This window comes from Kitasatospora cystarginea, from assembly GCF_039533515.1.
Classification (GTDB): Bacteria; Actinomycetota; Actinomycetes; order Streptomycetales; family Streptomycetaceae; genus Kitasatospora; species Kitasatospora cystarginea.
In genome coordinates, this window is sequence record NZ_BAAATR010000006.1 from 130,996 (window position 1) to 156,363 (window position 25,368).

At 70.8% G+C, this 25,368-nt stretch carries 28 protein-coding genes; 12 read left to right on the plus strand and 16 right to left on the minus strand.

From position 1 onward, the window contains the following. Window positions 1-212: 212 nt before the first annotated feature. The 5 genes from ABD369_RS09510 to ABD369_RS09530 all read right to left on the minus strand — a co-directional run bounded on the left by ABD369_RS09510 (window position 213) and on the right by ABD369_RS09530 (window position 2,764). Window positions 213-416 (minus strand): DUF397 domain-containing protein, encoded by a 204-nt coding sequence (locus tag ABD369_RS09510; RefSeq protein WP_344635830.1) that lies wholly within the window; start codon window positions 414-416, stop codon window positions 213-215. Between the two features lie 411 nt (window positions 417-827). Then, the gene (locus ABD369_RS09515) at window positions 828-1,124 is read right to left on the minus strand and encodes a hypothetical protein (protein WP_344635831.1); all 297 of its coding nucleotides are present in this window, start codon (window positions 1,122-1,124) and stop codon (window positions 828-830) included. An 84-nt stretch (window positions 1,125-1,208) separates the two neighbouring features. Next, window positions 1,209-2,048, minus strand: a complete 840-nt coding sequence (locus ABD369_RS09520; protein WP_344635832.1) for a helix-turn-helix domain-containing protein — start codon at window positions 2,046-2,048, stop codon at window positions 1,209-1,211. Continuing rightward, on the minus strand, window positions 2,038-2,559 hold the full coding sequence (locus ABD369_RS09525; protein WP_344635833.1) for a DUF6879 family protein: 522 nt from the start codon (window positions 2,557-2,559) through the stop codon (window positions 2,038-2,040). Before ABD369_RS09525 ends, ABD369_RS09520 begins: the two co-directional genes overlap by 11 nt. Further along, complete coding sequence (locus ABD369_RS09530) at window positions 2,543-2,764, minus strand: hypothetical protein (protein WP_344635834.1); 222 nt, start codon at window positions 2,762-2,764, stop codon at window positions 2,543-2,545. Before ABD369_RS09530 ends, ABD369_RS09525 begins: the two co-directional genes overlap by 17 nt. A gap of 165 nt (window positions 2,765-2,929) precedes the next feature. Here ABD369_RS09530 and ABD369_RS09535 point away from each other — a divergent pair, with 165 nt between their 5' ends. Continuing rightward, window positions 2,930-3,223: a Rossmann-fold NAD(P)-binding domain-containing protein gene (locus ABD369_RS09535; RefSeq protein WP_344635835.1), complete on the plus strand. Its 294-nt coding sequence runs from the start codon at window positions 2,930-2,932 to the stop codon at window positions 3,221-3,223. 35 nt (window positions 3,224-3,258) lie between these two features. Here the strand turns inward: ABD369_RS09535 and ABD369_RS09540 are convergent, their stop codons facing one another. After that, a complete protein-coding gene (locus ABD369_RS09540; protein WP_344635836.1) occupies window positions 3,259-4,209 on the minus strand; it encodes a hypothetical protein in 951 nt (316 codons plus the stop codon). Window positions 4,210-4,357: 148 nt separating this feature from the next. Beyond that, window positions 4,358-4,807 carry an ATP-binding protein gene (locus ABD369_RS09545; protein ID WP_344635837.1) on the minus strand — a complete coding sequence of 150 codons (450 nt, stop codon included), beginning with the start codon at window positions 4,805-4,807 and terminating at the stop codon, window positions 4,358-4,360. Window positions 4,808-4,922: 115 nt separating this feature from the next. Between ABD369_RS09545 and ABD369_RS09550 the strand changes: the two genes are divergently transcribed. Then, on the plus strand, window positions 4,923-5,801 hold the full coding sequence (locus tag ABD369_RS09550; protein WP_344635838.1) for a helix-turn-helix domain-containing protein: 879 nt from the start codon (window positions 4,923-4,925) through the stop codon (window positions 5,799-5,801). Next, window positions 5,798-6,007: a DUF397 domain-containing protein gene (locus tag ABD369_RS09555; RefSeq protein WP_344635839.1), complete on the plus strand. Its 210-nt coding sequence runs from the start codon at window positions 5,798-5,800 to the stop codon at window positions 6,005-6,007. The genes ABD369_RS09550 and ABD369_RS09555 overlap by 4 nt, the downstream gene beginning before the upstream one ends. Before the next feature lie 213 nt (window positions 6,008-6,220). Here ABD369_RS09555 and ABD369_RS09560 read toward each other — a convergent pair whose 3' ends face one another. Then, window positions 6,221-6,991, minus strand: coding sequence for an ABC transporter permease (locus ABD369_RS09560; RefSeq protein WP_344635840.1), 771 nt, complete (start codon window positions 6,989-6,991; stop codon window positions 6,221-6,223). Next, window positions 6,981-7,895, minus strand: coding sequence for an ABC transporter ATP-binding protein (locus ABD369_RS09565; RefSeq protein ID WP_344635841.1), 915 nt, complete (start codon window positions 7,893-7,895; stop codon window positions 6,981-6,983). The genes ABD369_RS09560 and ABD369_RS09565 overlap by 11 nt, the downstream gene beginning before the upstream one ends. Window positions 7,896-7,982: 87 nt before the next feature. Between ABD369_RS09565 and ABD369_RS09570 the strand changes: the two genes are divergently transcribed. Next, entirely contained in the window at window positions 7,983-9,293 is a 1,311-nt protein-coding gene (locus ABD369_RS09570) for a sensor histidine kinase (RefSeq protein WP_344635842.1), read from the plus strand. Beyond that, window positions 9,290-9,943 (plus strand): response regulator, encoded by a 654-nt coding sequence (locus ABD369_RS09575; RefSeq protein WP_344635843.1) that lies wholly within the window; start codon window positions 9,290-9,292, stop codon window positions 9,941-9,943. The genes ABD369_RS09570 and ABD369_RS09575 overlap by 4 nt, the downstream gene beginning before the upstream one ends. 193 nt (window positions 9,944-10,136) lie before the next feature. On the opposite strand, the gene ABD369_RS09580 is transcribed toward ABD369_RS09575, so the two are convergent. Then, the gene (locus ABD369_RS09580) at window positions 10,137-11,153 is read right to left on the minus strand and encodes a hypothetical protein (protein WP_344635844.1); all 1,017 of its coding nucleotides are present in this window, start codon (window positions 11,151-11,153) and stop codon (window positions 10,137-10,139) included. Window positions 11,154-11,252: 99 nt separating this feature from the next. Between ABD369_RS09580 and ABD369_RS09585 the strand changes: the two genes are divergently transcribed. The 3 genes from ABD369_RS09585 to uppS all read left to right on the plus strand — a co-directional run bounded on the left by ABD369_RS09585 (window position 11,253) and on the right by uppS (window position 13,199). Beyond that, window positions 11,253-11,552, plus strand: a complete 300-nt coding sequence (locus tag ABD369_RS09585; protein ID WP_344635845.1) for a PadR family transcriptional regulator — start codon at window positions 11,253-11,255, stop codon at window positions 11,550-11,552. Continuing rightward, window positions 11,549-12,355 (plus strand): hypothetical protein, encoded by an 807-nt coding sequence (locus ABD369_RS09590; protein ID WP_344635846.1) that lies wholly within the window; start codon window positions 11,549-11,551, stop codon window positions 12,353-12,355. Before ABD369_RS09585 ends, ABD369_RS09590 begins: the two co-directional genes overlap by 4 nt. A gap of 67 nt (window positions 12,356-12,422) precedes the next feature. Further along, the gene (gene uppS / locus ABD369_RS09595) at window positions 12,423-13,199 is read left to right on the plus strand and encodes a polyprenyl diphosphate synthase (RefSeq protein WP_344635847.1); all 777 of its coding nucleotides are present in this window, start codon (window positions 12,423-12,425) and stop codon (window positions 13,197-13,199) included. Between the two features lie 84 nt (window positions 13,200-13,283). On the opposite strand, the gene helR is transcribed toward uppS, so the two are convergent. The 5 genes from helR to ABD369_RS09620 all read right to left on the minus strand — a co-directional run bounded on the left by helR (window position 13,284) and on the right by ABD369_RS09620 (window position 19,784). Next, window positions 13,284-15,437 (minus strand): RNA polymerase recycling motor ATPase HelR, encoded by a 2,154-nt coding sequence (helR, locus tag ABD369_RS09600; protein ID WP_344635848.1) that lies wholly within the window; start codon window positions 15,435-15,437, stop codon window positions 13,284-13,286. 224 nt (window positions 15,438-15,661) lie between these two features. Further along, the gene (locus ABD369_RS09605) at window positions 15,662-16,333 is read right to left on the minus strand and encodes a response regulator (protein ID WP_344635849.1); all 672 of its coding nucleotides are present in this window, start codon (window positions 16,331-16,333) and stop codon (window positions 15,662-15,664) included. Then, window positions 16,330-17,649: a sensor histidine kinase gene (locus ABD369_RS09610; protein ID WP_344635850.1), complete on the minus strand. Its 1,320-nt coding sequence runs from the start codon at window positions 17,647-17,649 to the stop codon at window positions 16,330-16,332. Before ABD369_RS09610 ends, ABD369_RS09605 begins: the two co-directional genes overlap by 4 nt. Window positions 17,650-17,659: 10 nt before the next feature. Then, entirely contained in the window at window positions 17,660-18,826 is a 1,167-nt protein-coding gene (locus ABD369_RS09615; protein WP_344635851.1) for an acyltransferase family protein, read from the minus strand. Then, complete coding sequence (locus ABD369_RS09620) at window positions 18,819-19,784, minus strand: alpha/beta hydrolase (RefSeq protein WP_344635852.1); 966 nt, start codon at window positions 19,782-19,784, stop codon at window positions 18,819-18,821. The genes ABD369_RS09615 and ABD369_RS09620 overlap by 8 nt, the downstream gene beginning before the upstream one ends. Window positions 19,785-20,214: 430 nt before the next feature. On the opposite strand from ABD369_RS09620, the gene ABD369_RS09625 reads away from it, so the two are divergent. Together ABD369_RS09625 and ABD369_RS09630 are read left to right on the plus strand one after the other, a co-directional pair. Beyond that, entirely contained in the window at window positions 20,215-22,044 is a 1,830-nt protein-coding gene (locus ABD369_RS09625) for a 2'-5' RNA ligase family protein (protein ID WP_425557566.1), read from the plus strand. 64 nt (window positions 22,045-22,108) lie between these two features. Continuing rightward, window positions 22,109-22,594, plus strand: coding sequence for a MarR family winged helix-turn-helix transcriptional regulator (locus ABD369_RS09630; RefSeq protein ID WP_344635853.1), 486 nt, complete (start codon window positions 22,109-22,111; stop codon window positions 22,592-22,594). A gap of 394 nt (window positions 22,595-22,988) precedes the next feature. Here the strand turns inward: ABD369_RS09630 and ABD369_RS09635 are convergent, their stop codons facing one another. After that, the gene (locus ABD369_RS09635; protein ID WP_344635854.1) at window positions 22,989-23,639 is read right to left on the minus strand and encodes an FMN-dependent NADH-azoreductase; all 651 of its coding nucleotides are present in this window, start codon (window positions 23,637-23,639) and stop codon (window positions 22,989-22,991) included. Between the two features lie 146 nt (window positions 23,640-23,785). Here ABD369_RS09635 and ABD369_RS09640 point away from each other — a divergent pair, with 146 nt between their 5' ends. Next, window positions 23,786-24,454, plus strand: coding sequence for a nitroreductase (locus tag ABD369_RS09640; RefSeq protein ID WP_344635855.1), 669 nt, complete (start codon window positions 23,786-23,788; stop codon window positions 24,452-24,454). 99 nt (window positions 24,455-24,553) lie between these two features. Further along, window positions 24,554-25,282, plus strand: a complete 729-nt coding sequence (locus ABD369_RS09645) for an SDR family oxidoreductase (RefSeq protein WP_344635856.1) — start codon at window positions 24,554-24,556, stop codon at window positions 25,280-25,282. Window positions 25,283-25,368: the final 86 nt, after the last annotated feature.

The following is a 25,368-nucleotide window of genomic DNA, read 5'->3' on the forward strand; positions in this document are numbered from 1 at the left end:
GCAGGGCGGGGCTTGGGCGGGGCGGTTCAGCGGTGGTGATTGCGTAGCCTGTACGACTGCCGGGTCGCCCTCGGTCTCTCGCGCTCAGGCCCACGGCAGTCGGCCGGTCCACGCGACGTGACCCACTGCCCGCAGCGGAAGCAGAACCCGATGTTGCTCTCGGGATCGAACGCGATGGTCTGCTGACACAGCGGGCAGTTCACTGGGGCCTCTCAGGCGGTCAGGCCGAGTCGCACGGCCTCAGCGGCGATCACGTCTGCCCACGCTTCGGCCGACACGGTGACGATCTCACCGGGCCGCTCGCTGTCGCGCAAAGCGATCACACCGGGGACGTTCCGGGCGACCTGGGGGCAGTTGTTCACCTTGGGGTCGCGACAGGCGACCGTGACGAACTCGAACTCAGGACGTGCGGTCATTGTGCAATGCCCTCTCTCTCGAATCTGTGAGCGGCACCCCGTACGCCTGCCGGTGACAACCCAGGCGGACAGATGCACGGGGCCTTGACCCGGCGGGTGAGTGCCGGGGTACGTGGACCCGACGGATTGCGCCGGGTTGGGGACGGGGGACACTGGCGCCCGGCTACGGCCCAGGGAGTAAGCGGGGGAGGCACTTCAGACCGGGGTGATCGCCGGGGGCGCAGGCCCGTGGACAGAGATCCTGATCTTCACAGAGCCCGCCGCATCGAAGTGATGGGTCTCCCAGCGCATATGGGACATTCGACTTCAGATGACTGCACTGCGTCGGCTCCGAGAGCCACCAACTTACGCCCCCCGTAGTGAAGTTACAGACAAAGGAACTCACAGACTGAGGCCTGGCTCGCACGAGCCTCACCGGGGAGCCGCCGGAGCGATCCGCACGCTGTGGTGCCTGCCACTCATCGCAAAGCTCAGCATTAGGCAGCCGTCACGGTCCAGGAACTCCTGGACTCGCTCCGCTGCGTCAGGCCGGGTCAGGAAGTCCCGGTAAGCCTCTGCCTGCGTGTGGCCCAACGGCAGCGCCCGAAGGGACTCCCAGAGCGCCGCCAGCGCGACGGGCAAACGAGCAAACGTGGCCGGGGCGGCGATGTCCTCGATGGACACGGTGACAGCCGTCCCGGTCGATGCCGTTCCCGCCAGGATTTCCATTTTCTCCCCTTGTCTTGGCCGGTTGGTGGGATGACCAAGCTAGGGGAATTCCTCCCAAACATTCAACGATATTCCTGCCAGCGACTAAAGATCTCTGCGGCACAACGCGGCCCATTCAGCCAGCTTTTCCCTCGCAGCTTCACCGAAGAGAGCATGGCTTTCATATGAAGCAAACTCGGCGAGATAGCTGGACACGTCGCGATGATCGCGGAACACCAGGGCTCCCGTAGAGGTCTCCACAGTCGCTATGCGTTCGTCATAGAGAGTGAAGGTGTTGAGCGGGCAACCCGGCAGATAGCCGCCGATCGGAATCACCCCGAGCTTCACGCTCGGCAGATAGGTCAGCGATGCGAGCCTATCGATCTGTATCGCCATGGCTGGGGCGGGGACAAGGGGCCACCTGACGGCTTGTTCCGTAAGGATGAACGTGAACTTCTTGGAGCGGTCATACAGGACGGCCTGTCGGTCCAGCTTTCTGGCGATCGTCTTGCCGTGGTCACCCGGGATGTGATCGAGGGTGGCCTTGATGTACTCGGGAGTGGAGAGCAAGGCGGTAATCATCGAGAGCAGGAAGAAGCGAAACTCATTCGAGGTTCTTTCAAGATCTGCCAGCTCGGCCTGTTTCTTGTCCAGGCCCTTCCGTCGCAGCGTCCGAGAATCCTGCCACTCGGTATTGGCGATCCTGGCAAGAGCTGTGATCTGGGCCGTCAGGGCAGCTGGGGCCTCCAGCGCCCGCAGGATGCGCTCCACGTCGACGATAGACGGGGTGAGCCTTCCCGTCTCGATCTTGCTGATTTTTGATTGAGACATGGAACAACGCCGAGCGAGCCGGTCCCCACTCAGGCCGGCTCGCTTGCGCAGTTCTCTCAGCATTTCCGCCAGGTCAGCCTTACTCCTACCCAGCTCTTCAGGATCAAAGGTCAAACCTGCTCACATACTCCAGAAACGGAATGGATTCCGAAACCGCGATTCGCTGGCAGTCGATGAACGAGTCCGGGTCACCCTCGTAGACTTCCCGGCTGATCTGACGGCCATCCGATTCGTAGTTCATGAGAACTACGGTATCCCTGTCAAAAATCCAGAAGTCCTGAACCCCCAGCAATGGGTTCTCTCGATCGGTCACATCGAGGATTCGAATATCCTCACCGGCTCGGGCACTGTGAGCGTAGTACCGCTGGAATTCGAAGCGGAGATAGTCCGACAGCGGGCGGGACAGGACGTGCACTCGGCCGATGCTTCCGCCAACCGCTTTGCGTTGGCGGATCAGGCCAGTCCAATAATCCTCGAACGGGCCCGCGAATCTCTCCCCTGCCAGAAATCGTTGAAACTCTTCGGCCTCCTGCGGCATGCGGTATTCCGGCAGGGTTTCAAGCCGCCACGCCTCCGTCCGGAATTCTCGGAACTTGGCCTGCCACTCGTCACCATCCAAGAACACGAATGGCCTCCCGAAGGACATGCTCGGGAATCTCCACCAAGCCCTCGCCGTCCGGCGGAGTGAAGCCGTCGAAGAGCTCTCCCTGCACCACGAACGACCCTCGGTCGGTGGCGTAGACGTTGGGGCAGTCGTTCTGGCCGCACTCCCCCGACCCGCTGCCGTTGCCTGTACCCGTGAGTCGAGTCAGCCCGGGCCTTTTTGCCATGGCGAACCCCCTTGCCGGCGGCCCCGGTTGGGCCGACTGATGACGACGGTACGCAGCTTGCTCACCTCGGTCCATGCTCACGCGAGACTATTCCCGTCCCGGCATAAAGGATCTTGCCCCAATCGCCGGAGAGCCCCGCAACGACCACCCGCAGCCTTCGCGGTCGTGACCGACTCGGGGCAACCCGTCTCGAAGATGCACGAGCTCGCCTACAGCTCGTCGAAAGCGGCGCTGAACATGATCACCGTCCGCTACGCGCAGGCGCTGCCGGACATCAGGTTCAACGTCGCCACTCCCGGAGAAGTCGCCAACCGCACGTTCGCCGCCACCGACATGAACAACCACACCGGCACGCTGACGGTCACCCAGGACACCGGCTCGATCATCAGGCTCGCGACGATCGACGCCGACGACCCGACCGGGACCTTCATCGATCGCCTTGGCCCCCTCGGGTGGTGACCACCGCGCGCAGCCATCCGCACCGCGCCCTGCCCTCAACAGCCCACCGGCTGGGCCGTGCGGGCGGCCCTCAGCAGGTCACGGGCCCGGGCAGCCCCTCGGCGGTTGCGGTCCACCGAAGCCGGATCGGGGGTACGGGCCCGGCCGGACCCGGTGCAGGAGCCACAAACGCCGACGCCCGCTACTCCCGGTACGCCCGGTACGGGCGCCTGGCAGCGGCGGCATTCCTGGCGGGCGGGCGGTAGCGGGACGGGTGCCGGGGGCGCGGGCATCTTCCGCTCCAGCCGCGTGCGGAGGAACGCGACCGGGGCATGGACCCGGTCGGGCAGACCGGTCAACAACGCTTCTTGGAGGCCGCGTTGGCCACCGTCCCGAGCGAGCCATTCGCAGGCCAGCGGTGCGAGCTCCAGCGCTTCGGACAGTCCGAGGCGAAGGCGCCGGTCGCGCGCGCCGAGCCCGCAGAGCAGGCGCGCCGCCTCGGCGGCGGCCGCGTCGGGAGCGGGCGCCCCGGTCGACTTGGGCTCCGGCGGCGGTGGGGCGGGGAGGGAGGTGTTCTCCCCGCTGTTCTCCCCCTTGGGGGAAGTGCCGACGCCCCGAGTGCGCTGTCCACCGAGTGCCGGGTTCCGGTCAGTCGGCGGCACGGCGGCCTCCGCGCCCGCTGCGGCCCAGGCGGCGGCGACCTCCTCCCGGTCGGTGAGCGGAACGCTGGTCACCATGACCTCGGTGGCCCAGGTGCCCTTGGTCGGATGCTGGTACCGACGGACGTGGAGGAAACCCTCGGCGATCAGCTGGCCACGCGCTCCGGAGACGGCCTCCCGCCCCTCGGGCATCCGGTGACTGATGGTCAGGATGGTGTCCCGGCTGCCGGGAGGCAGGGACAGCGCCCACAGCAGGAGGGACTTCGCCGTCGCCTTCAGACGCGGATGCCGGATGATGTCGTGGGAAGCGCGTACATAGCGCGTGGGCGCGATAAAGTGGACGTGCATGAGGAGGGCTCTTTCTCCTGTGCCGGGCCCCGGGGTGTTGCGAGCACCGCCGGGGTCAATCCGTTTGCGTAGCGGCACGGTAGCACGCCGTGACGGGTCGTCACTCGTGAGTTGCGGTAAGACAGACATAGCGTCAGACACCCTCCGATCACCTTGCCTTGAGGTCGAGTTCCGCCCAGACGGTCTTCACCGGGCGCACGGTGAGGTCAACGCCCCATCGGTCGGCGAGCGCGGCCACGATCAGCAGACCGCGCCCCGACTCGGCATCCACGCCCGCAAGAGCGCCGAAGTCGCCGGGTTCCGGGAGCCGTTCGGGACGGGGGTCGGCCACGGCGATGCGGAGTGTGACGCCCGGGTCGAGCGAGAGGGAGAGCCGGAAGCTGCGGCCCGGCACCCGGCCGTGCACTGCGGCGTTGGCGGCGAGCTCTGCGACGATCTGCTCGGCGGTCTCGTACAGCTCGCCCCACTCGGCGAGTTGCTGCACGGTGAGCCGGCGCGCGAGGCGGGCCCCGCGGCGGGTGGCGGAGAGCAGCACCGTGAAGTGGCGGGCGGAAGCCGCACATCCGGGCGGGAGAGGGTGACCGATTTCGAGATTCACGTCACTCAGCGTGGCCGGATCGTCGTACTCTGACCAGTGAGGCTCACGGTACGCATCCCGCGCGTACCGGTGCGAGGAGCGGCCCGTACGGGTCGTCGGCGAGGCGGTGGTCGGGGTGTCGGTGTCGGGCGCGGATGCCGCGGTGGAGCGGCGGCCGGAACCGCCGGAGGACGAGGACGGCTCGGCCGATCTGTTCCGGGCGATCGGCCGCCAGGTCAAACTGCTGCGCGAACGAGCCGGACTGACCCAGCGTGAGCTGGGCGAGCGGCTGGCCTACGGCGAGGACCTGATCTCCTCACTCGAACGCGGACGGCGCACCCCGCAACCGGAGTTCCTGGACGCCGCCGACGAACTCCTCGGTGCGGGCGGCCTGTTGAAGGCCGCCAAGAACGACGTCGCCCGGGCGAAGGCACGAGCACGGGTACGGCATCCGGCATGGTTTCGCGACTACGCGCGGCTTGAGGCCGAGGCTGAGGAGATCAGCTTCTTCAGCACGCTTACGGTCCCTGGTCTTCTCCAGACCGAGGAGTACGCACGCGTGACCTTCTCCGTGCGACAACCGCTACTGCCGGAGGAGACGATCGAGCAGCGCGTAGCCGCACGACTCGCCCGTCAGGACACGTTGACCCGCTGGCCCGCTCCACTCGTGACTGCCGTTATCGACGAGTCGGTACTCCGCCGCGAGATCGGCGGTCAGGCGGTCCAACAGGGCCAGTTGGAACATCTGCTGAAGGTTGGACGGCTCCGGAACGCGACCGTTCAGGTGCTCCCGCTGGACTGCCACGAATACGCGGGTGTCGACGGCCCGTTCATCCTGCTCACCCCGAAGCACAAGCCTCAGGTCGGCTACTTGGAAGTGCAAGGTGTCGGTCATCTCGTCACCGATCCTGTCGAAGTCCGTATGCTGGCCGCGCGCTACGGAAGCATTCGAGGTCAGGCTCTCACTCCACGAGACTCGTTGACCTTGATCGAGAAGCTGCTGGGAGAGCAATGAGCACCGAGGCACGTGTGTCCACCGAGTCGGATGGTCTTGTCTGGGTCAAGAGCAGCCACAGCGGAGGCGAAGGCGGCGAGTGCATCGAGGTCGCGGCCGCCTCTGCCGTGGTCCACGTCCGGGACTCGAAGGACCGCGAAGGCCCTCGGCTCACCTTCACGCCCGAGGCATGGGCGGCGTTCGCGGCATTCGCCGCGCAGCTCTGATCCTGCGCGCCCCGGTCCGGTGCGGGCGGCGGGCCAGGTCTTCCCACCACAGGCGGCCAAGTCCCCGCGTTCGGGGTAGGTGATCACCGCTCTTCACATGGAGCGCGCTCAGGAGGGTGTCCGGTTCCCCGGTCGTCACATCCCGGTGCTGGACACCCTTCCTGCGTGCCCGGAGCCGACCAACCGAACTCGCCCGGCTTCGGAGCTGCTCGTCTACGCGTCGCGCCGTCCGATCAGGAACAGTGCGAGCGCGAGCGCGACGGCCGCGTAGGTCGCGCAGACCAGGATCGACACCGTCGGCGAGAAGGTGTCCACCTGGGGGTGGATCGACACGGCGCTTGCGGCGGCCCGCTGGAGACCGAAGCGCATGAGGTCGTGGCGCAGGTTCTGCGGTAGGTGGTCCAGTACCTGGGGCAGCAGGAAGACCAGGGTGAACAGGACGGCGATCGCCCCTGCGGTGGAGCGCGTGATCGCGCCCAGCGAGGTGGCCAGCACCGTGACGATCACCAGATAGAGCACCGCGTAGGTGACGGCGCGGAAGACACCCGGGTCGCTCAACGAGACTCCGCCGTGGCCGTTGGCCATGATTCCCTGACTCAGCAGGAACGTCGCACCGAGGATGACCCCGCCCGCGACCAGCGCGAGCGCCGTGGTGACCGCGACCTTGGCCAGCAGTACCTTCCGACGCTGCGGCGTCGTCGCGAACGTCGTCCGGATCAGCCCGGTGGAGTACTCGGAGCTGACCGCCAGGACCCCGAGCACGCCGATGACCAGCTGGGCGAAGATCGCGCCGAACAGCGGGGCCGAGACCGGATCGAAGGACGAGCGGTCGCGCGGGTCCATGGCCGCCCAGTCGTCCGCGGTCGTGGTGGCGACCGAGAGTGCCACGGTGACGACCAGCACGGCGGCCGCGGCCAGTGACAGGTAAGTCGACCGCACCGAACGCAACTTGATCCATTCGGCGGTGAGCAGCTCAGTTCCCATCGTGTGTCCCCTGGTATTCGACCGAGTCCCTGGTCAGGTCCATGAAAACGTCCTCCAGTGAGGCCTGCCTGGCCATCAGTTCGTGGACGGGCAGGCCGTTGCGGGCGGCCAGGTCGCCGATCTCGTCGACCGTCAGGCCGGTGACGACCAGCGTCTTGGAGCCCTCGTACTCGACGGTCGCGCCGCGTGCCCGGAGCATCCCGGCCAGAGCGCTGCGGGCGGGCGAGCGGACGTGCACCTGGCTGGTGCCGTGCTCGCGCAGGAACGCCTCGACGCCGGTGTCGGCGATCAGCCGGCCGCGGCCGATCACGACGAGGTGGTCGGCGGTCAGCGCCGTCTCGGACATCAGGTGGCTGGAGACGAGGACAGTCCGGCCCTCGGCCGCCAGCGACTTCATCAGGTGCCGGATCCACAGGATGCCCTCGGGGTCCAGCCCGTTGACGGGCTCGTCGAACAGGACGACGGGCGGATCGCCGAGCAGCGCGCCGGCGATGCCGAGGCGCTGCCGCATGCCCAGCGAGAACTCGCCGGCCCGCTTGTGCGCGACCTGGCCGAGGCCCACCTGCTCCAGCACCTCGCCCACGCGCCGCCGGTCGATCCGACCGGCCACGGCCAGCGCCGTCAGATGCGCCCGCGCCGAGCGGCCCGGGTGGACGGCACCCGCGTCGAGCAGCGCTCCGACGTGGTGCAGCGGGTGGTGCAGCGTGCGGTACGGCCGTCCGTCGACGAGGGCCGCGCCGGCGTCCGGCGTCTCCAGGCCGAGGATCGCGCGCAGGGTGGTGGACTTGCCCGAGCCGTTCGGCCCGAGGAATCCGGTGACGCGGCCGGGCCGGACCGTGAACGTGAGGCCATCAACGGCGGTGACCCTGCCGTATCTCTTCGTGAGTTCGGTGACTTCGATCATCACGACTCCTTTCGGCGTTCAAGGTGCCAGCCGGGTACAAACGTTGGCGTCGGAGCACAGGGTGGTCTTCGGGCGTACGGCCGCGGCATGATCGAGCGGGTGCCGTACGACCGGAGGATGACGGCCTGGGGTCCGATGCCCGGCACCACGGCCCCCGGCTACCGTCGACACATGATCGCCACGGCCGGACCGCCCTTCCCCCGACGCCTGAGCCCGCGCGACCTGCTCGTCATCGACGCGCTGACCGGCGCAGTCCTGGGCGTCCTCGCGCTGCTGCACGGGTTCGGTCCGCGCGAGGCGGCGGTGGTCTCCCTCCCGACCGTCGTCATCGTCGCGCTGACACCGGTGCTCGGCGCCGCGGTCGCGCTGCGGCGGAGGTACCCGTGGCCGGCGCTGTGGGCCGTCGCGCTGGCCTCGCCGTTCGTGGCGCAAGAGTCGCAGAAGTTCCCGCTTCCCGTCCCGGCGGCGATGACGCTCGTGCTGTACACGCTCGCCGTCCGAGCGCCGCGTAGCGTCTCCGTGCGGGGCTTGGGCGTGCTTGTCGGCTGTACCGCGCTCGGCGTGGTCGCGGTGCAGTACGGCCTGCTCGGGCCGCACCTCCCGAACCCGGCCGAGTTCGACCACGCGATACGCATGGAGGTCCTGGGCCTGCTCCTGCTCACGCTGCCGCTGTCTGCGGTCTGGATGATCGGCGTGGCGGTCAGCGCCAACCGCGCGTACACGGCGGGGCTGCAGGCACAGGCCGAGCAGCGCGCCCGCGAACTGGTCGTCGAGGAACGGCTGCGCATCGCCCGCGAGTTGCACGACATCGTCGCGCACAACCTGTCGCTGATCACCATGCAGGCCTCGGTCGCCGGCTTCGTCGCCGGAACCCGACCCGAAGAGGCCGTCAGGGCCCTGACGCTGATCGAGCAGACCGGACGCGACGCCCTGCACGAGATGCGTCGACTGCTCGGTATGCTGCGCGACGGCGACGGGAACGCGCAGGATCCCGAGCTCGTGCCGGCCCCGCGCCTGGCGGACCTCGACCAACTGGTCGCGCGGACGGCCGAGTCCGGTCTACGGGTGGAACTGAGGATCTCCGGCGAGCGGCGCGAGCTGCCCGCCCCGCTCGAACTCGCCGTCTACCGGATCGCCCAGGAAGCGCTGACCAACGTGATCAAACACGCCGACGCCACGCGCGTCCGCACCGTGCTCACCTACGGAGAGGACTCCGTCGGAATCGAGGTCGTCGACGACGGCCGGGGCGCGGGCGCCGATGCGGCCTCTTCGCCCGGCCACGGACTGGTCGGCATGCGCGAGCGAGTAGCCGTCTACGGCGGCGAGCTCGAGACCGGACCACTGCCCGACGGAGGCTTCCGGGTCACCGCCCGCATCCCGCTGGAGGCGGGCTCGTGATCCGGGTGCTGATCGCGGACGACCAGACGCTGCTGCGCGGAAGCCTGCGCCTGTTGCTCGACTCCCAGCCCGACCTGACCGCCGTCGGTGAGGCCGCCGACGGACGCCAGGCGGTCGAACTCACCGCGGCCGAGCAGCCCGACGTCGTCCTCATGGACATCCGGATGCCGGAGCTGGACGGGCTGGAGGCCACCCGCCGGATCGTCGCGGCCCACGAGAACGTGCGCGTGCTCGTCCTCACCACCTTCGACCTCGACGAGTACGTCTACGGCGCCCTGCGCGCCGGAGCGAGCGGTTTCCTCCTCAAGGACACTCCGCCCGCCGAACTCGTCGCGGCGATTCGGGTGATCGCACGAGGCGAGGCGCTGCTGGCACCCGCCGTCACCAAACGCCTCATCAAGCAGTTCGCCCGCATGCCCGAGATGGGCCGCCGCCCGACCACCGGCCTCACCGCAATCACCGACCGGGAGCGGGAGGTGCTCGAACTCGTCGGACGCGGGCTGTCCAACCAGGAGATCGCGGACCGCCTGGTCGTCAGCCCGGCGACGGTGAAGACCCATGTCGGACGGCTGCTGGCCAAACTCGACGCCCGGGACCGGGCCCAACTGGTCATCGTGGCCTACGAGAGCGGCCTGATCGTGCCGGGCTGACGGCGACGGGCGCATTGAATCGCATTCCATCGCATGCGCACACACCGGGTGCGGTTCCCGCAGAGGACAGGACCCTCCCGGCCGTGGACGCAACCGCGGGGCCATCATCTCTTCCAACGGAGCATCGGCCTGATGAGCCAACCTCAATGCCAGAGCCTCCTCGCTCTGGCAACCGACCAGACGTGCCCCACTGTCACTCCCTGATCCCGGTCGCAGCCACACCGAATGTGAGCGCGCCCGCCAGTAGCGCGCAGGCGAACGTGACGGCCGCCCACCGCCCGATGGAGTCGACCTGGTCGCCGAGCCCGAGCAGTTGCCAGACGGTGTCCCGCAGCGCCAATGAGACTGGCAGCGCCAACGCGCCTGCGGTGGTCGCGATCCGGGCGGCCCGTCGCGTTCTCGATGCGGGAGGAGGCGCGGCGAACCGCAGGACGCTGTTGCAGATCATCACGAAGGCGAAGGTGCCGCCCGCGAAGACTGCGCTCTCCACGGCGAAGAGCAGTACCCCGGGCCAACCCTCGCCTAAAGCCAGTCCCATGGCGACCAGCAGGCCGGCGGCGAGGGCGGCCGCGGCGGCGAGCGGGGCGAAGTGGCGGCGCACGAAGCCGAGCACTCCGCCGCTGCCGATCAGCGCAGCGAGTGCGCACCCCGCACGCGAGCGGGGGCCAGCGAGCAGGTTGGCGAGGGGCGCGAGGTCGTCCAGCCAGTCCCCGCCCGCGTCCTCGGTCCCGCGTACCGGTTCCGATAGCCGCCGGATCGCCCGGCGGTGCAACAGCAGGCTCAAGGCCGTCACCCCGGTGAGCGGCAGCAGGGATGCGATCAGCCAGGGGGTGCCACCGTCCCAGGACGCACGGTCCGCCCGCGCGGCCACCGCCGCCCAGTCGGTGGCGAGCGTGGCGGCGACGAGCAGCGTGCAGACCAGCGCGGCCCGGAGAACCTGCTCGATCCGGTAGCGCGGCAGCGGCCGGTCGCGGCGGCACAGCAGCGCCCTTGCCCCGCCGAGCGTCCCAAGCAGTGGGACGAAGAACATGGTGAAGGTCACCACTGCGTCGTACGGATCGTCCTGCCAGGGACTGCCCGCCCGCACCGCGTGAACCTGTGTCGTCAGGTAGGCGAACAGGGTGAAGGCGGCGGCGCCGGCGGCGGACGTCAACAGCGCCGCGGCCGCGGCAGGCCGGGCGGGGTGCCCGACTCCCAGCTGATCATTCATCAAGTCATCGCACATGGCGGCGATAGTACACATCGCGTAGTACTTGGCACGTAGTTCGTGGCACGTATTATGGTGCTCCGTCAGATCGAGAGGAGCGATATGCAAGCCAACGATGCCCAGACGCTGGTGCTCTGCGCGCTGGCCGACGGGCCGCTGCACGGATACGCCATCAACACGGCGATCGAGGAGCTGACCGGGGAGCGACTGGGGCCCGGCAGCCTGTACGGAGCGCTGGCCAGGCTGGAGTCGAAGCAGCTGATCGAGCCGCTCGACGGACAGGGCCGCCAGCGCCCGGTGCAGCTCACGTCCCTCGGCCGCGAGGTCCTCGAACGCGAACTGCGCGCCATGGCCCAGGTCGCGAACGCGGGACTGCGGCGCCTGGGGGTGAACCCGGCGTGAGCGTCGTCACCCGAAGCCTGGTCAGGCTCTACCCGGACGCCTTCCGCGACCGCTGGGGTTCGATGGTGGAGGACGAGGCCCGGGGAGCGGGCTGGAAGTCCTGGCCCAACCTGATCGCGGGCATCGTGGACATGTGGCTGCACCCGGCCCTCTGGCCCGCCGACTCCCCGGCACAGCGCCAGCGGCGGGTGGCCACCATGGGCATCACGGTCGCCCTCGCCGCCTGGTTCCTCAGCCATCTGGCCGCCGAGCAGGCCGCCCCCCTGCCCGCCGACGGCGTGCGGAACGGAGTCACGCACGGCTGCACCACCCTGCTGCTGCTCGGCATCGCCCTGGTCGCACCCCGGCCCCGTCCCACGCTGAGCGCCGCGATCACGCTGTTGGGCTGGGCGGTCCGCCGCCTCGCCGTACCGACGCTCCTCGGCACCGCCGTGGTCGTCCTGGTGCACGGCGGCTTCAACGCGGACGCCTCGCCGCCCACCCTGCGCACCGCTGTGCTCGCCGCCTGGTGGATCGCCCTGGGCCTCGGCGCGATCCAGATCCCCCGCATCTTCACCGGCGTCGGCGCGGACGCCGTTGTGCCACCTGGCACCGGCCGCCTCCGGGTCGGTGTCCGGACCCTCGCCGCTGCCAGCGCCACCGGCGGCGCGACCATCCTCGCTCTCTCGGTCACCGGTGACGGCTTCCACCCGCTCGGCGCCGGCGTCGGCGTGGGCCTGCTGCTGCTGACCGCGGTGTGCGCAGGCACCCTGCGCGACCTGCACGACCTGCACGACCTGCACGACCTGCCGCCTGCCCCGTAAGCCACGCGGACCCGCCCGACTGACCACGGCTCGCCTGAACCGGCGGGCTCTCCCAACCACTTGGACGGTGCTCATGCCCGACCTGCTCCGCTCCCTCTACACCCGCCGCCTGCGCCGCGAGGTCATGGCGGGCCCGCTTCCCCGGCACGTCGGGCTGATCATGGACGGCAACCGCCGCTGGGCCCGGCAGATGGGCATGGCCAACCCGAGCCTCGGCCACAAGGCGGGCGCCGAACACGTCGAGGAGGTGCTCTCCTGGTGCGAGGTGCTGGGGATCAAGCACATCACCGTCTTCGTCTGCTCGACCGAGAACCTCCAGCGCCGCGACGACACCGAAGTCACCTACCTGATGCGGCTGATCGAGCAGGTGGTCACCGACCGCCTCACCCGCCCGGACGCCCGCTGGCAGGTCCACCTCGCCGGAATGACCGACGCCCTGCCCGACTGCACCGCCCGTGCCCTCAAGGAGGCCGTCGAGGTCACCCGAACCTGCACCACCGGCGCACACGTCACCCTGGCCGTCGGCTACGGCGGCCGCCAGGAGGTCGTCGACGCCATGCGCGACCTGATGTACGCGCGGGCCGAAGCGGGCGCGTCACTGACCGAGGTCGCTGACGCCCTGACTGTCGACGACATCGCCCCGCACTTGTACACCGCCGGCCAACCCGATCCCGACCTGGTCATCCGTACCAGCGGCGAACAACGGCTGTCGAACTTCCTGCTCTGGCAAAGTGCCTACTCGGAGCTGTACTTCTGCGAGGCCTACTGGCCCGCGTTCCGCGAGGTCGACTTCCTGCGCGCCGTCCGCAGCTTCGCGGCCAGGCAGCGGCGCTACGGCGGCTGAGCCCGGTCCCGTAGGGCGGCACCGGCTCGGCCGGCTCCGCCCCTTTCCGTAGCGGCGGGTGACGATCACTACCTCCGGCCGAGGTCAGGAGCTTGTCAGGATGACGAGTTGCCGCGTCGCCCGGGTCATCGCGACATAGCGGTCGACCGCTCCTTCGACGCCCTCGCCGAACGTCTCCGGATCGATGAGGACGACCAGGTCGAACTCGAGCCCCTTGGACAGCTCCGGGGTCAGCGACCGGACGCGGGACGTCGCCCGGAACGTGCTGGTTCCGGTGTCACCGGCGCCGATGACGCAGGCGGTCCCCTCGGCATGCGCTTCGAGCCAGTTGTCGAGGATCGAGTCCAGCTCCGCAACGGATCCGTGGACGACGGGGACGCCGCTGCTGCGGATGGAGGTCGGCACGTTGGCGTCCGGGAGCACGGCTCGGATGACCGGCTCGGCTTCCGCCATGACCTCCTCCGGCGTCCGGTAGTTGACGCCCAGTGAGGCCAGTTCGATCCGGTCGAGCCCGATCCGTTCGAGCCGTTCCTCCCACGACTCGGTGAACCCGTGCCTGGCCTGGGCGCGGTCGCCGACGATGGTGAAGCTGCGGGACGGGCAGCGGAGCAGCAGCATCTGCCACTGTGCGTCCGTCAGTTCCTGGGCCTCGTCCACGACGACGTGCGCGAACGGGCCGGCGAGCCGGTCCGGGTCGGCGCCGGGCAGGGAGGTCTCGTCGACCAGGCTGTCCCGCAGGTCCTGTCCGCGCAGCATCGTCACCGCGCCCTCGCCGTCGTCATCGGCCTGGAGGATGTGGTCGATGACGTCGGCCATGCGCTCGCGTTCGGCGGCGACGGCGGCCCCCAGCCGGCGCTTGCGCCGTGCCGCCTCCGGGTCGCCGAGCCGCTGCCGTGCCGCGTCCAGGAGCGGCAGGTCGGACACCGTCCAGGGCTGGGCGTCCTTGCGCCGCAGCTTGCGGACCTCGTCCGGGCTGAGCCAGGGAGCGCACATCCGCAGGTAAGCGGGGACCGACCACAGGTCCGAGACGAGGTCGGCCGCTTCGATCAGCGGCCACGCGCGGTTGAGGGTGGTGACCAGTTCCTCGTCCTGCCGCAGCGACCGCTGGAACTGCTCGGCCGGGACGTGCTCGTCGTCCAGCTTGTCCAGCAGGATCGCGGCCAGCTCGTCCCAGATCTGCTCGCGCGCCTCGTTGTGCGGAGTGCCCGGGTCCGGTGCGTCGAACGCATCGGCCCAGTCGTCGGCGCTCAGCCGGATGTCGGCCCAGTCGGTCGTGACCGTCATCCCCTCGCTGGGCGGCTCCTCGTAGAACCTGACGGCCTTCTCGATCGCCTTCACCATGTCCGCGGACGACTTCAGGCGAGCGACGTCCGAGTCGGCCTCGACCGCTGCTCCGGCTCCCTCGGCGACGAGGTCCCGCAGGGTGCAGGTCTGCACGCCCTCCTCGCCGAGGCTGGGGAGGACGTCGGCGACGTACGCCAGGTAGGGCTGGTGCGGACCGACGAACAGCACGCCGCCCCGTCGGTGGCCGAGGCGCGGGTCGGAGTAGAGCAGGTGGGCGGTGCGGTGGAGAGCGACGACGGTCTTGCCCGTACCCGGACCGCCGTCGACGACGAGGGCGCCGCGGGATCCCGCCCGGATGATGGCGTCCTGGTCGGCCTGGATGGTGGCGAGCACGTCCCGCATCCGGGCCGACCGGTTGCCGCCCAGGCTGGCGATGAAGGCGGACTGGTCGTCGAGCGCGGCGTGCCCTTCGAGCCCGTCGGCGCTGAACACCTCGTCCCAGTAGTCGCTGATCCGGCCGCGGGTCCAGCGGTACCTGCGGCGGCTCGCCAGACCCATCGGGTTGGCGTGGGTCGCCGCGAAGAACGGCTCGGCCGCGGGTGAGCGCCAGTCGAGCAGCAGCCGACGGCCCTCGCTGTCGGTGAGGCCGAGCCGGCCGATGTACACGGGCTCGTGGTCGTCCGCGCCGACGATGTGTCCGAGGCACAGGTCCAGACCGAAGCGGCGCAGGGCGCGCAGGCGGCCGGTCAGCCGGTGGATCTCGATGTCCCGGTCCATCGCCTCCCGGCCGGCGCCGCCGGGCGCCTTGCGCGCGGCGGCGAGGCGGTCGGACAGTTCGGCGATCGCCTGCTCGAGGCTCTCCCCGATGGCCGCGAAGTGCCGCTCGTCGCGGGCGGTGAGCATCGGGTCGGCCTTGGCGGCGAGGTGGTCGGGAAGGTCGAACGCGCTGGTCACTTGGTAGCTCTCCCATTTCCGCAGGTCCTGGCGTCGGCCAGCGATTCTGCGGCATGACCGGGGCCTTGCCGCAAGCCCCCCGGTGCGCTATAAGTTGAGAGTGGCGGGGAGTGGGTACTCCTCCTCTGCCGTTGCCGTCCGCCGTGGCGGCTCTCTGCTTCGGGTCGCGGCATACCTGGGCGGCGCGGACCCGGCACCCAAACCCCCTTCCCCGCAGCCGAAGTTCAGTACCCGCTCGGGCGGACCAGTCCCGTCTCGTAGGCGAAGACCGCGGCCTGGGTGCGGTCACGCAGACCCAACTTGACCAGGATCCGGCTGACATGGGTCTTCACGGTCTGCTCGGCGACCACCAAGCGCTCGGCGATCTCCGCATTGGACAGGCCCTGGGCGATCAGGGACAGGACCTCGGTCTCGCGCTCGGTCAGCTCGCCGACACGGTCCTTGAGCGGGGCACGGGGAACGCTGGTGGTGCGGGAGAACTCGGCGATCAGGCGCTTGGTTATGCTCGGGGCGAGCAGCGCGTCGCCGGCCGCCACCACCCTTACCGCCTGGGCGAGTTCGGCGGCGGAGGCATCCTTGAGCAGGAAGCCGGAGGCACCCGCGCGCAGCGCCTCGTAGACGTACTCGTCAAGGTCGAAGGTGGTCAGCACCAGGACCTTGACGGTGGCGCCCGCCGGGTCGGTGATCCGGCGGGTGGCCTCGATGCCGTCGAGTTCGGGCATCCGGATGTCCATCAGGACGACGTCGGGGGCGAGTTCGGCGACCTTGGCGACGGCGTCCAGGCCGTCCACCGCCTGGCCGACCACCTCGATGCCCGGTTCGGCGTTGAGCAGCACCGTGAATCCCTGACGGACCATCATCTGGTCGTCGGCGATCAGCACGCGGATGGTCGTCATGGGTGTCCTCGGCGGGGTTCGGCAGACGGCTTCGGGGTGTCTGCGGGCAGGATGGCGGTCACTTCCCAGCCGCCGTCCGGGGTGGGTCCGGTGGCCAGTTCGCCGCCCAGCATGGCAGTTCGCTCGCGCATCCCCAACAGTCCGTGGCCGGCCCCCTGGGAGGGCGGGGCGGGCCGGTCGGGGGCGGTGTTGACCACCCGTACGGCCAGACCGTCCGGCTGGTAGCCGAGTTCCACCCGGACTGCGGCGCCCGGTGCGTGCCGCATCGCGTTGCTGAGCGCCTCCTGCACGATCCGGAAGGCCGAGAGTTCGACGCCCGGCGACAGCGGGCGGATCTCGCCGGTGGTCCCGGTGGTGACGGTGAGTCCGGCGCCCCGGACGTTGCCGAGCAGCTCGTCCAGCCGGTCCAGGGTGGGCTGCGGGGTGTAGCGCGCCCCATCCGCCAGGGCGTCCTCCGAGCGCAACACGCCCAGCACCCGTCGCAGTTCGGCCAGTGCCTCGACGGCGTTCTGCCGGATGCCGGCCAGGTTCTCCCTGAGCTCCTCGGACGGGTTCTCCACCAGGTGCGGGGCGACCTGGGCCTGGATGGAGATCACCGACATGTGGTGGGCGACCACGTCGTGCAGCTCGCGGGCGATCCGGTTGCGCTCCTCCAGCAGGGTGCGTCGGGCCCGTTCCTCGGCGGTGATCTCCTCCTGCTCGACCAGCTTGGTACGGGCCACCTGGCGGCCGCGCAGCGAGGAGCCGACCAGCACGGCGATGGTGAGGACCACGATGTCGACGTCGCCGAAGGCCATGACGCCGTTGCAGGCCAGGCCCACCACCACGCTGACCGCCAGCGCCTCGACCGCGGCTCGGGGCTTGAGTACCAGCGCTGCCAGGAACAGCACCCCGGCTTCCAGGGCGAGCCCGGGCCCGTTGACGAGGTCGGGGTTGTGGCTGGCCCAGAAGAGGAGCCGCTCGGGCGGGGCGGGCCGTGCGAGGAGCGCGGCCAGGGCCGCCATGGCCGTCGACACCCACCAGGCCAGCAGCGGGCGGAACAGCACGAGCAGCAGCGCCGTCGCCTGGATCAACGCGAGCACCGGGCCGGCGCTCCGGCCCAGGAAGTACTGGTTGGTCAGGAAGTTCGCGTCGGCGATGCCCAGGAAGAACGCGGCGAACACCACCAGCACCACGATCGCCGGAAACCAGTGCCCGCCCAACCGCCTGGCACGCGGCACCGGTTCGAGCGCCGCCGTCCACAGGTCGTCACGCAGCTGCCGTGGTAGCGCCCGCAGCGTGCCGACCAGCCGATCCACCGTGTCCCCCCTCTTCACAAGATCCACTCTAGGCACGCGGCACCGCCGGCGACAGACCCGAGCGCTGCTCGCGCACCACCCGGGTACCGCTCCGCTTCGGCTTCCGCTGCTCGTACGAGCGGAACGCGGCCCAGCAGACCAGCAGTGCCAGCGCGAAGGCCGGCAGCCAGAACAGCCGGGCGAGCGCCCAGCCGGCGCCGTCGGGGACGGTGTGCAGCCCGGGCAGCGCTTCCCCGCCGAGCAGGCCGATCGCGGTGACCGCCATCATCGCGGTCTGGTGCCACAGGAAGACCGTCATCGCGAACAGGTTCACCAGAGCCACCGCCGCCCAGAGGGCAGGGCGCCGCAGCACCCGCCGCAGCGGGCCGAGCAGCAACAGGGCCACGCCGCACTGGGCGAGCCCGAAGGTGACGGCGGCGAGGGTGAGCGGGCCGAGGTTGGAGACCGCCGCGCCGGGCACCCCGACCATGGACGCCGGGTAGCCCGCCCACAGCACGAGTGCGGCGGTGGCGGCCGTACCGCCGAGCAGCAGCGCCCAGCCGGTGCCGCGGCCGCACAGCTCGCCCCGGGCCCAGGCCGCGCCCAGGCAGTACGGGACCAGCCAGCCGGCCAGCTCGTTGAAGTAGCCGAGCCCGGCGGGTGCGCCCAGACCGAACCGGGCCAGGTCCACCAGCACCACCACGGCCAGCGGCCACAGCGGGTGCAGCCTGGCGACCAGCGGGGTCGCGGCGGTCAGGGCCGTGAAGACCAGCAGGAACCAGAGCGGGGAGACCGCCAGCTTGGCCAGCGTGTGCACGGTGTCCTGGCCGACCCCCGAGCCGAGCATGGCGACCGTCGCCACGGTCCACACCGTCAGCAGGGCCGCGACCGGCCTGAGCAGCCGGGCCATCCGGGCGCCGAGCCACCGCCGGTAGGTGGTGCCCCGGGCGCGGGCCGAGGCGTAGCTCTGCGCGCCCACCTGGCCGCCGACCAGGAAGAACACCGCCAGGGTCTGGAACAGCCAGGAGACGGGCGCCAGTTGGGGCAGGTACTGCAGCGGGCTGGCGCCGTGCAGGGTGCCGCTGTCGGCGACCAGGGCGGTCACCATCCAGTGGCCGAGCACCACACCGAGGATGGCGAGGGCGCGCAGTGCGTCGACGGCGCGGTCGCGCTCGGGCGGGGTGGCGGAGTCGATCCGCCGGACGAGGTCACGCATGGCCGCCCTCCTGGGCAGGGGTGAGGCCGGAGACGATCCGGGCGATGTTCCGCAGGGACACGGAACCGGGCTTGAGGTAGTCGCTGTGGCCGCCGTCGCCCGCCGGGAAGACGCGGGCGCCGAAGCGGGGCGAGAGGGGGTCGGCGCCGAATCCGACGGTGGCGAAGGGGAGTTGGAGCCGCACATGGGGCACGTTGCCGATCCAGTCGGCGGCGCCCCGGCCGGCCCACACGGTGGCCCTGGTGTGCAGCGCGGCGGCGTCGGGGTAGCCGGTGCCGGGGCTGCCGAACAGGACCAGGTCCGCGACGTCCAGCCCGGAGGCGGCCCGGGCGCAGACCACGGAGCCCCAGGAGTGGCAGAGCACGGAGATCCGCGCGGCGGGCAGGGCCGAGCGCAACTGCGCGGTGAACCGGCTGAGTTCGGGGGCGGCGGCGACCGCGCGGTCGTCGGTCGTCACGTCGGGGCTCAGCAGGCTCGGCGGCCGGTAGCCGAGCCAGGCGATGACGGCGGAGCGACTTCCCAGCTGCTGCCGGAGTGCCAGCGCATCGGCCCGGAGACGCCCGTACCGGTCGAGATCGGTGTCCGTACCCGGGACCAGTACGGCGATCCGCTCGGCGTCGGACAGGTCGCCGAAGACCTCCGCGGCACGTCCGCCGTCCCGGCCGTCGAAGGAGAGGAAGTGCCGCGCCGCATCGGCCATGGCGCTCAGTTCGGCGGCCCGCTCCCGGTCGCCGTGCGCGGCGGCCGCCCGCTCCGCTGCCCGGATGTCCGTACGCGTCGTGGCGTACCGCTCGGCGAGCGCGGCGGGGGTCGCGGCACTCAGTGGCGCCAGGGCGGTCGGGACCGGCGCCGGGACCGCAGCCGGGCCGGCCGCGCCCGCCAGCGGCAGCACCACCGAGGCGGTGACCAGGGCGGCGAGCAGGGTGCGCCGCAGGCGGCTTGGCGGGCGTGACGCCATGTCGGGTGGTCCTTCCGTACCGGAGGTCTGTCGTGCTTCCGACACCGAAGCTATGGATCACGCCCTGTGACCGGCGTCCCGCCGAAGAGCGGACCTGCCGTGTAGTCCTGAAGTACTACGGGTGGGAGGCCCCGGCCTGTCGGTCCGTCAATCCCGCTGGTCCGCCCGGTCATACCCGGGTCCCTGCCGGTCACGGGCGCGGGCGGCGGGCCGCCGAGCGCGGATGACGGGGCGGACGGACGAGGGTTCGGTCGGGGTCGGTCCGCCGGACGGCGGCTGCTCGCTGTCCGCTCGGGGCTCTTCATGCCCGCTCGGGACTCCCGGCCGACCGGCTCCCGCCGCGACCGGACGGGTGCCTGCGGCCGGGCCGCCCCGGCCGCCGGGTGGCTCCCGTGGCGCGGACGGGCCGGTCGTGTCGGACGATGACCGTGTGGAACCGGATCAGGGTTTCGGCGGGGCCGAGCCCGCCGACGTCCTCGACGCCGCGCCGACGCCGCGCACGGCCGTGGCCTGGCTCCCGCCCGAGGTGCTCTGGCCGGTGATCCAGGACATCCGTTTGGAGCACGACCCGCAGATCCGCCGGTGGCCGCCGCACGTCAACGTGCTGTTCGGCTTCGTACCGGAGTGCGACTTCGAGCGGGCGGCCCCGCTGCTGACCGCCGCGGCGGAGCGGACACCGCCGTTCACCGCCCGGCTGCACGGGGTGCGCAGCTTCCGGCACCGGGACTACTCCACCGTCTGGCTCGACCCGGCCGCGGCCGGCGGGGCGCCGTGGGCCGCGCTCCACCGGGCGCTGGTGGAACGCTTCCCGCGCTGCCACGGCCGGGCCCACGGCTTCACCCCGCACCTGTCGCTCGGCCGGAGCCGGCACCCACGCGAGCTGGCCGCCGAGTGCGCCGTCCGGCTCGGCTCCCGGTCGGTCCGGGTCGGGGAGCTGGTCCTGCTCTCCCGCCGGGGTGACGAGCCGATGCGGCCGCGCGCCACGATCGCGCTCGGCACCGGCGAGCTCCTGTGGCTGGCCGACCCCGGGCTCGGCGACCCGGTCCCCGAGGGCTCCGGCCCCGGCGGGCCCGCCTGGGAGGACGACGCGGCCGAGGCCGACCGCGTCGTACGGCGGATCCGCGCGGCACTGGGCGAAGAAGTCGTCCATCTCGCCGGTCCACGGCGGATGGGCTGCGCCCCGGCCGGAGCCCCGCTGGACCTGGTGGCGGCACTGCCGGGCACCGTCGAGGCCGCCGGCGTTCGGGCGCGCATCGCCGCTGCGCTGCCGGACGCCTCCCGGGCGCGGCGGGTGACCGGTGCCGGGGTGCCGGGCCTGCGCCTTCGGGTCGCCGGGCTGGACGTGGACCTGGCGGTGGTCCCCACCGGCGGCCTCGCTCCCGCCGAAGCGGTGGCCCGCCGCGCCGAGCTGGGCGAGGCGGCCACGGTCGCGCTGAGCGCGGTCAGCGACGCGGACGCGGTACGGGCGGCGGTCGGCGGCAGCCAGGCCGCCTTCGCCCGACTGGCGCAACGGGTGAAGGCGTGGGCGAACGCGCGCGGCCTCGACGCGGCTCCGTTCGGCGGGCTGCCGGATCTGGCCTGGTCCGTACTGGCCTCCCGGACGGTCCGGGAGGCCGTCGACCTCACGGCAGGCGCTCTCGCAACAGGCGATCTCACGGCGGGCGACCCCACCGACTACGACCTGCTCCGGCGTTTCTTCACCACCTGGGCGGCCTGGGACTGGCGGGAGCCGGTCGGCCTCACCGCCACCGCCGTACCACTGCCGGGGGCGGGCGCGGTGGCGGTCATGACGCCGAGCGATCCGGTGCGCAGCTGCACCGGGCAGGTCGGCGACGGCGGCGCGAAGCTGCTGGCCCGCGAGCTGTACCGGGCCCGGGAGATCCTGGAGGTGGCGGCGGCCACCGGCGCCGACCCCTGGCCCGAGTTGCTCGCTCCCCCGCCCCTGCACCGCCGGCACGCGGCCTGGGCGGTGGTGACCGTACGACCGCCGCGCGCCGGTGACCCGGAGGAGGCCCTGGGCCCGGTCCGCGACCGCATGCCGGCCCTGCTCGGCGCCCTGGCCCACGCCGGGACACCGGACGCGCACGCCTGGCCCCGCCCGTTCGAGGCCGGCCCGGCGGTGTACCGCTTCGCGATCGGCCTCGGCCGCACGCCGCCGGCCCCGGCCCGGCTCGCCGAGATCGCCGAGAGGTGGCTCCGGGACCTGCCCGGCGTGGCAGTCGACCTGGCGGAGTGCGGCGCGGTACCGACCCTGCGCTGACCACCGGGGCGCAAGCCCGATTTAGTTTCAAACGATACCGTATCGAATGAAGTAGTCTGGGCTCATGGCCGCCGACGATCCTCGCCGAACCACCGCCTCGCGTGCGACTGACCGCCCCGGGGACGCCTCGCCTTTCGCTCTCGGCTTGCTGCTGCGCCGGGCGCACTGGCGCGCGGCCGCGGCGATGGGGGAGGCGCTTCGACCGCTCGGCGTCGAGTTGCGGCATTTCGCGGTGCTGATCGAGCTGGTCAACCACGGGCCCACGGTGCAGCGGGACCTGGCGGCGGCGACGGGGTCGGACAAGGCGGGAATCATGCGGGTCGTGGACGACCTGGAGCGGAAGGGCCTGGCCGTACGCAAGGCCGTTCCGGGGGATCGGCGGGTGCGGGCGGTGGAGATCACACCTCAGGGACTCGAACTGTTCGACGCGGCCCACGTGGCGGCGGGGCCGCTGACTGAGCGTCTGGTCGCCGAACTGGAACCCGGCGACACCGAGCAGCTGACGGCCCTGCTGACCCGGCTCGCCCATCCCGGAGACAACGAGGCCTAAGCCCGCCCGCGCACCGGTCGCCCGCTGCGTCGGCGCGCTTCGGTGCGGCTTCTGCGGCGAACCTCCGGCCTCGAGAGCTGCGGCCGCGGTCGCTACGCGCCAGCCTGCCGACGGGCGGGCTGGTCAGGACTTCGTTGCCGACGGGTCGAGTCGTCCGCAGGGCTGTCGTGCCGCATGCCCGGCCGGTGGCGTGCGCGCCTTCCACCCGTGCCCGGCATCACCGTCGTATCGATGGGCGTCTCACCGACAGGGCGAACACCCGGCCCTCCTCAGCGCCGGGCCGCTGACTCAGGTGCAGAGGCGCCGGCTGCACCCTCGGAGAAGGCGCAGACCCCGGGGATGCCGTGTGACGTCCTGGGTGAGGCGTCACACGGCATCCCGCCGACCGCGAGGGTTACGCAGCGAGACGCTCTGCGAGTTCCTTCGCCTTGGCGGTCGCGTCCTCCAAGGCACGGTTGCGGGAAGCCTCGTAGCGGGGGACCAGTTCTGACATGGCCGGGTTGCGGGGGGCCATGGTGAGTTCCGGGACGATGAAGTCGAGGTCCAGGCCGAGGGTGCCCTTGAGGACGGCTTCGAGGTAGTTCTGCACGAACTCGTAGCCCTCGCGCGGGGTGCCCGGCGCGTAGGAGCCGCCACGGCTGGCGACGACGATCACCGGGGTGCCCTGGGCCGAGGGCGTCTCGCCCGCGGTGCGGCCGAGCAGAAGCACGCTGTCCAGCCACGCCTTGAGGGTCGACGGGATCGAGAAGTTGTACATGGGAGCGCCGATCAGGATGGCGTCCGCCTCCTCCAGTTCCTCGATGAGCTTCAGGCGCGCGGCGAACGCGGCGGACTGCTCCGGGGTGCGCTCGGCGGGGGCGGCGTAACCGGCGGACCAGGCGTCGGCGGTGATGTGCGGGACAGGGTCGACGGCCAGGTCGCGGTAGATCACCGCGCCCTCCGGGTGCTGCTCCTCCCAGGTCTTGCGGAAGGCGGCCGTGACCCAACGGGACGAGGACGCCTCGCCCGGGAACACGGACGAGTCGATGTGCAGCAGCGTAGCCATGGGCTTTCTCCAAGGGATGGTGCCCCGAGCGGGAAACCAGGGGCTGAGGGTTCATGCTCGACGATAGTTTCACACGATACGGTATCGAATGATACCGTCGTGAGTGCGATGAAAACGGCCCGTTGAGCAGATGGAGATGGGTGATCATGGACGTCTACGAGGCGGTCACGAGCCGACGAGCGGTGCGTCGATTCGCCGACCAACCTGTCCCGAGGAAGACGCTGGAGCGCGTGCTGTCCGCCGCGGCCTGGGCGCCGTCCGGCTCGAACCTTCAGCCATGGCACGCCTACGTGGCGACCGGTGCGCCGTTGGCCGAGATCAAGAAGCGTGCCGGCGAGCGCCTGGCCGCAGGTGACTCCTGGGACGAGCCGGAGTACGAGATGTACCCGCCCGCACTGAAGTCCCCCTACCGTGAGCGCCGGTCCGCCTTCGGCGAGCAGCGCTACGGAGCACTCGGCATTCCGCGCGAGGACGTAGAAGCTCGCCAGCGGGCCGCTTCCGCGAACTGGGACTGCTTCGGCGCACCCGCCGCCCTGTTCTGCTACATCGACCGCGACCTGGGGCGGCCCCAATGGTCCGACGTCGGCATGTATCTGCAGACCGTCATGTTGCTGCTGCGCGCCGAAGGGCTGCACAGCTGCACGCAGATGGCATGGGCGAAGTTCCACAAGACCGTCGCGGAGGTCCTGTCACCCCCGGACGGGCTCATCCTCTTCTGCGGCATGTCGATCGGCTTCGAGGACGTCACGGGCGGTGACGCCCGTACGGGCCGGGCGCCGCTCGACGAGACGGTCACGTTCGTCGACGGCTGCTGACATCAACCGCGCTCGGTCGACCGGCGCGCCGCTCCTTGCCGCGCCCATATAGCTGTCTCTATGTCATATTTCGCATAAAAAACGGACGAAAGGCATGTCATGAAGATCGCAGTCATCGGCGGCACCGGCTTGATCGGGTCGCAGGTCGTCATGATTCTGAACGCCGCCGGGCACCAGGCGGTACCGCACTCGAAGTCCAGCGGAGTCGACGTCATCAGTGGTCAGGGACTGGACGAGGCGGTGGCGGGAGCCGACGTCGTCGTCAACCTGACGAACTCGCCGACCTTCGACGAAGCCTCCCCGGCCTTCTTCCAGACCTCGATGGACAACCTTCTGGCCGCGGCCCAGAAGGGTGGCGTCGGCCACTTCGTCATCCTCTCGATCGTCGGCACGGACCAAGTCCCGGAGTTGGACTACTACCGCGCCAAGGTGCTCCAGGAGAAGATCCTCGCGGCCGGGCCGATCCCCTACTCGATCGTCCGGGCGACGCAGTTCATGGAGTTCATGGACGCCGTCCTGTCCTGGACCGCCGACGCCGACACCGTCCGGCTGCCCGCAACGCCGATCCAGCCGATCGCCTCCAAGGATGTGGCCGCCGCGGTCTCGGAGGTCGCTGCAGGCGCCCCGCTCAACGGCATCCGCAACATCGCCGGCCCTGAGATCTTCACCCTGGACGAACTGGGCCGGCTCACCCTGTCCCACAAGGGCGACAACCGCACCGTCGTGACCGACCCCACCGCCGGCATGTTCGCCGTCGTCAACGGCGACGTCCTCACCGACAAGGACGCCCACCTCGCCCCCACCCGCTACACCGACTGGCTCTCCTGAGGGCCCTGAACTGGTCCCAGGCGGGTTCGAGCAGGCATGGTGGCAGCGCGGGCGCAGTCGTCCTTCGCGGTCACGGAGCGTAGAGA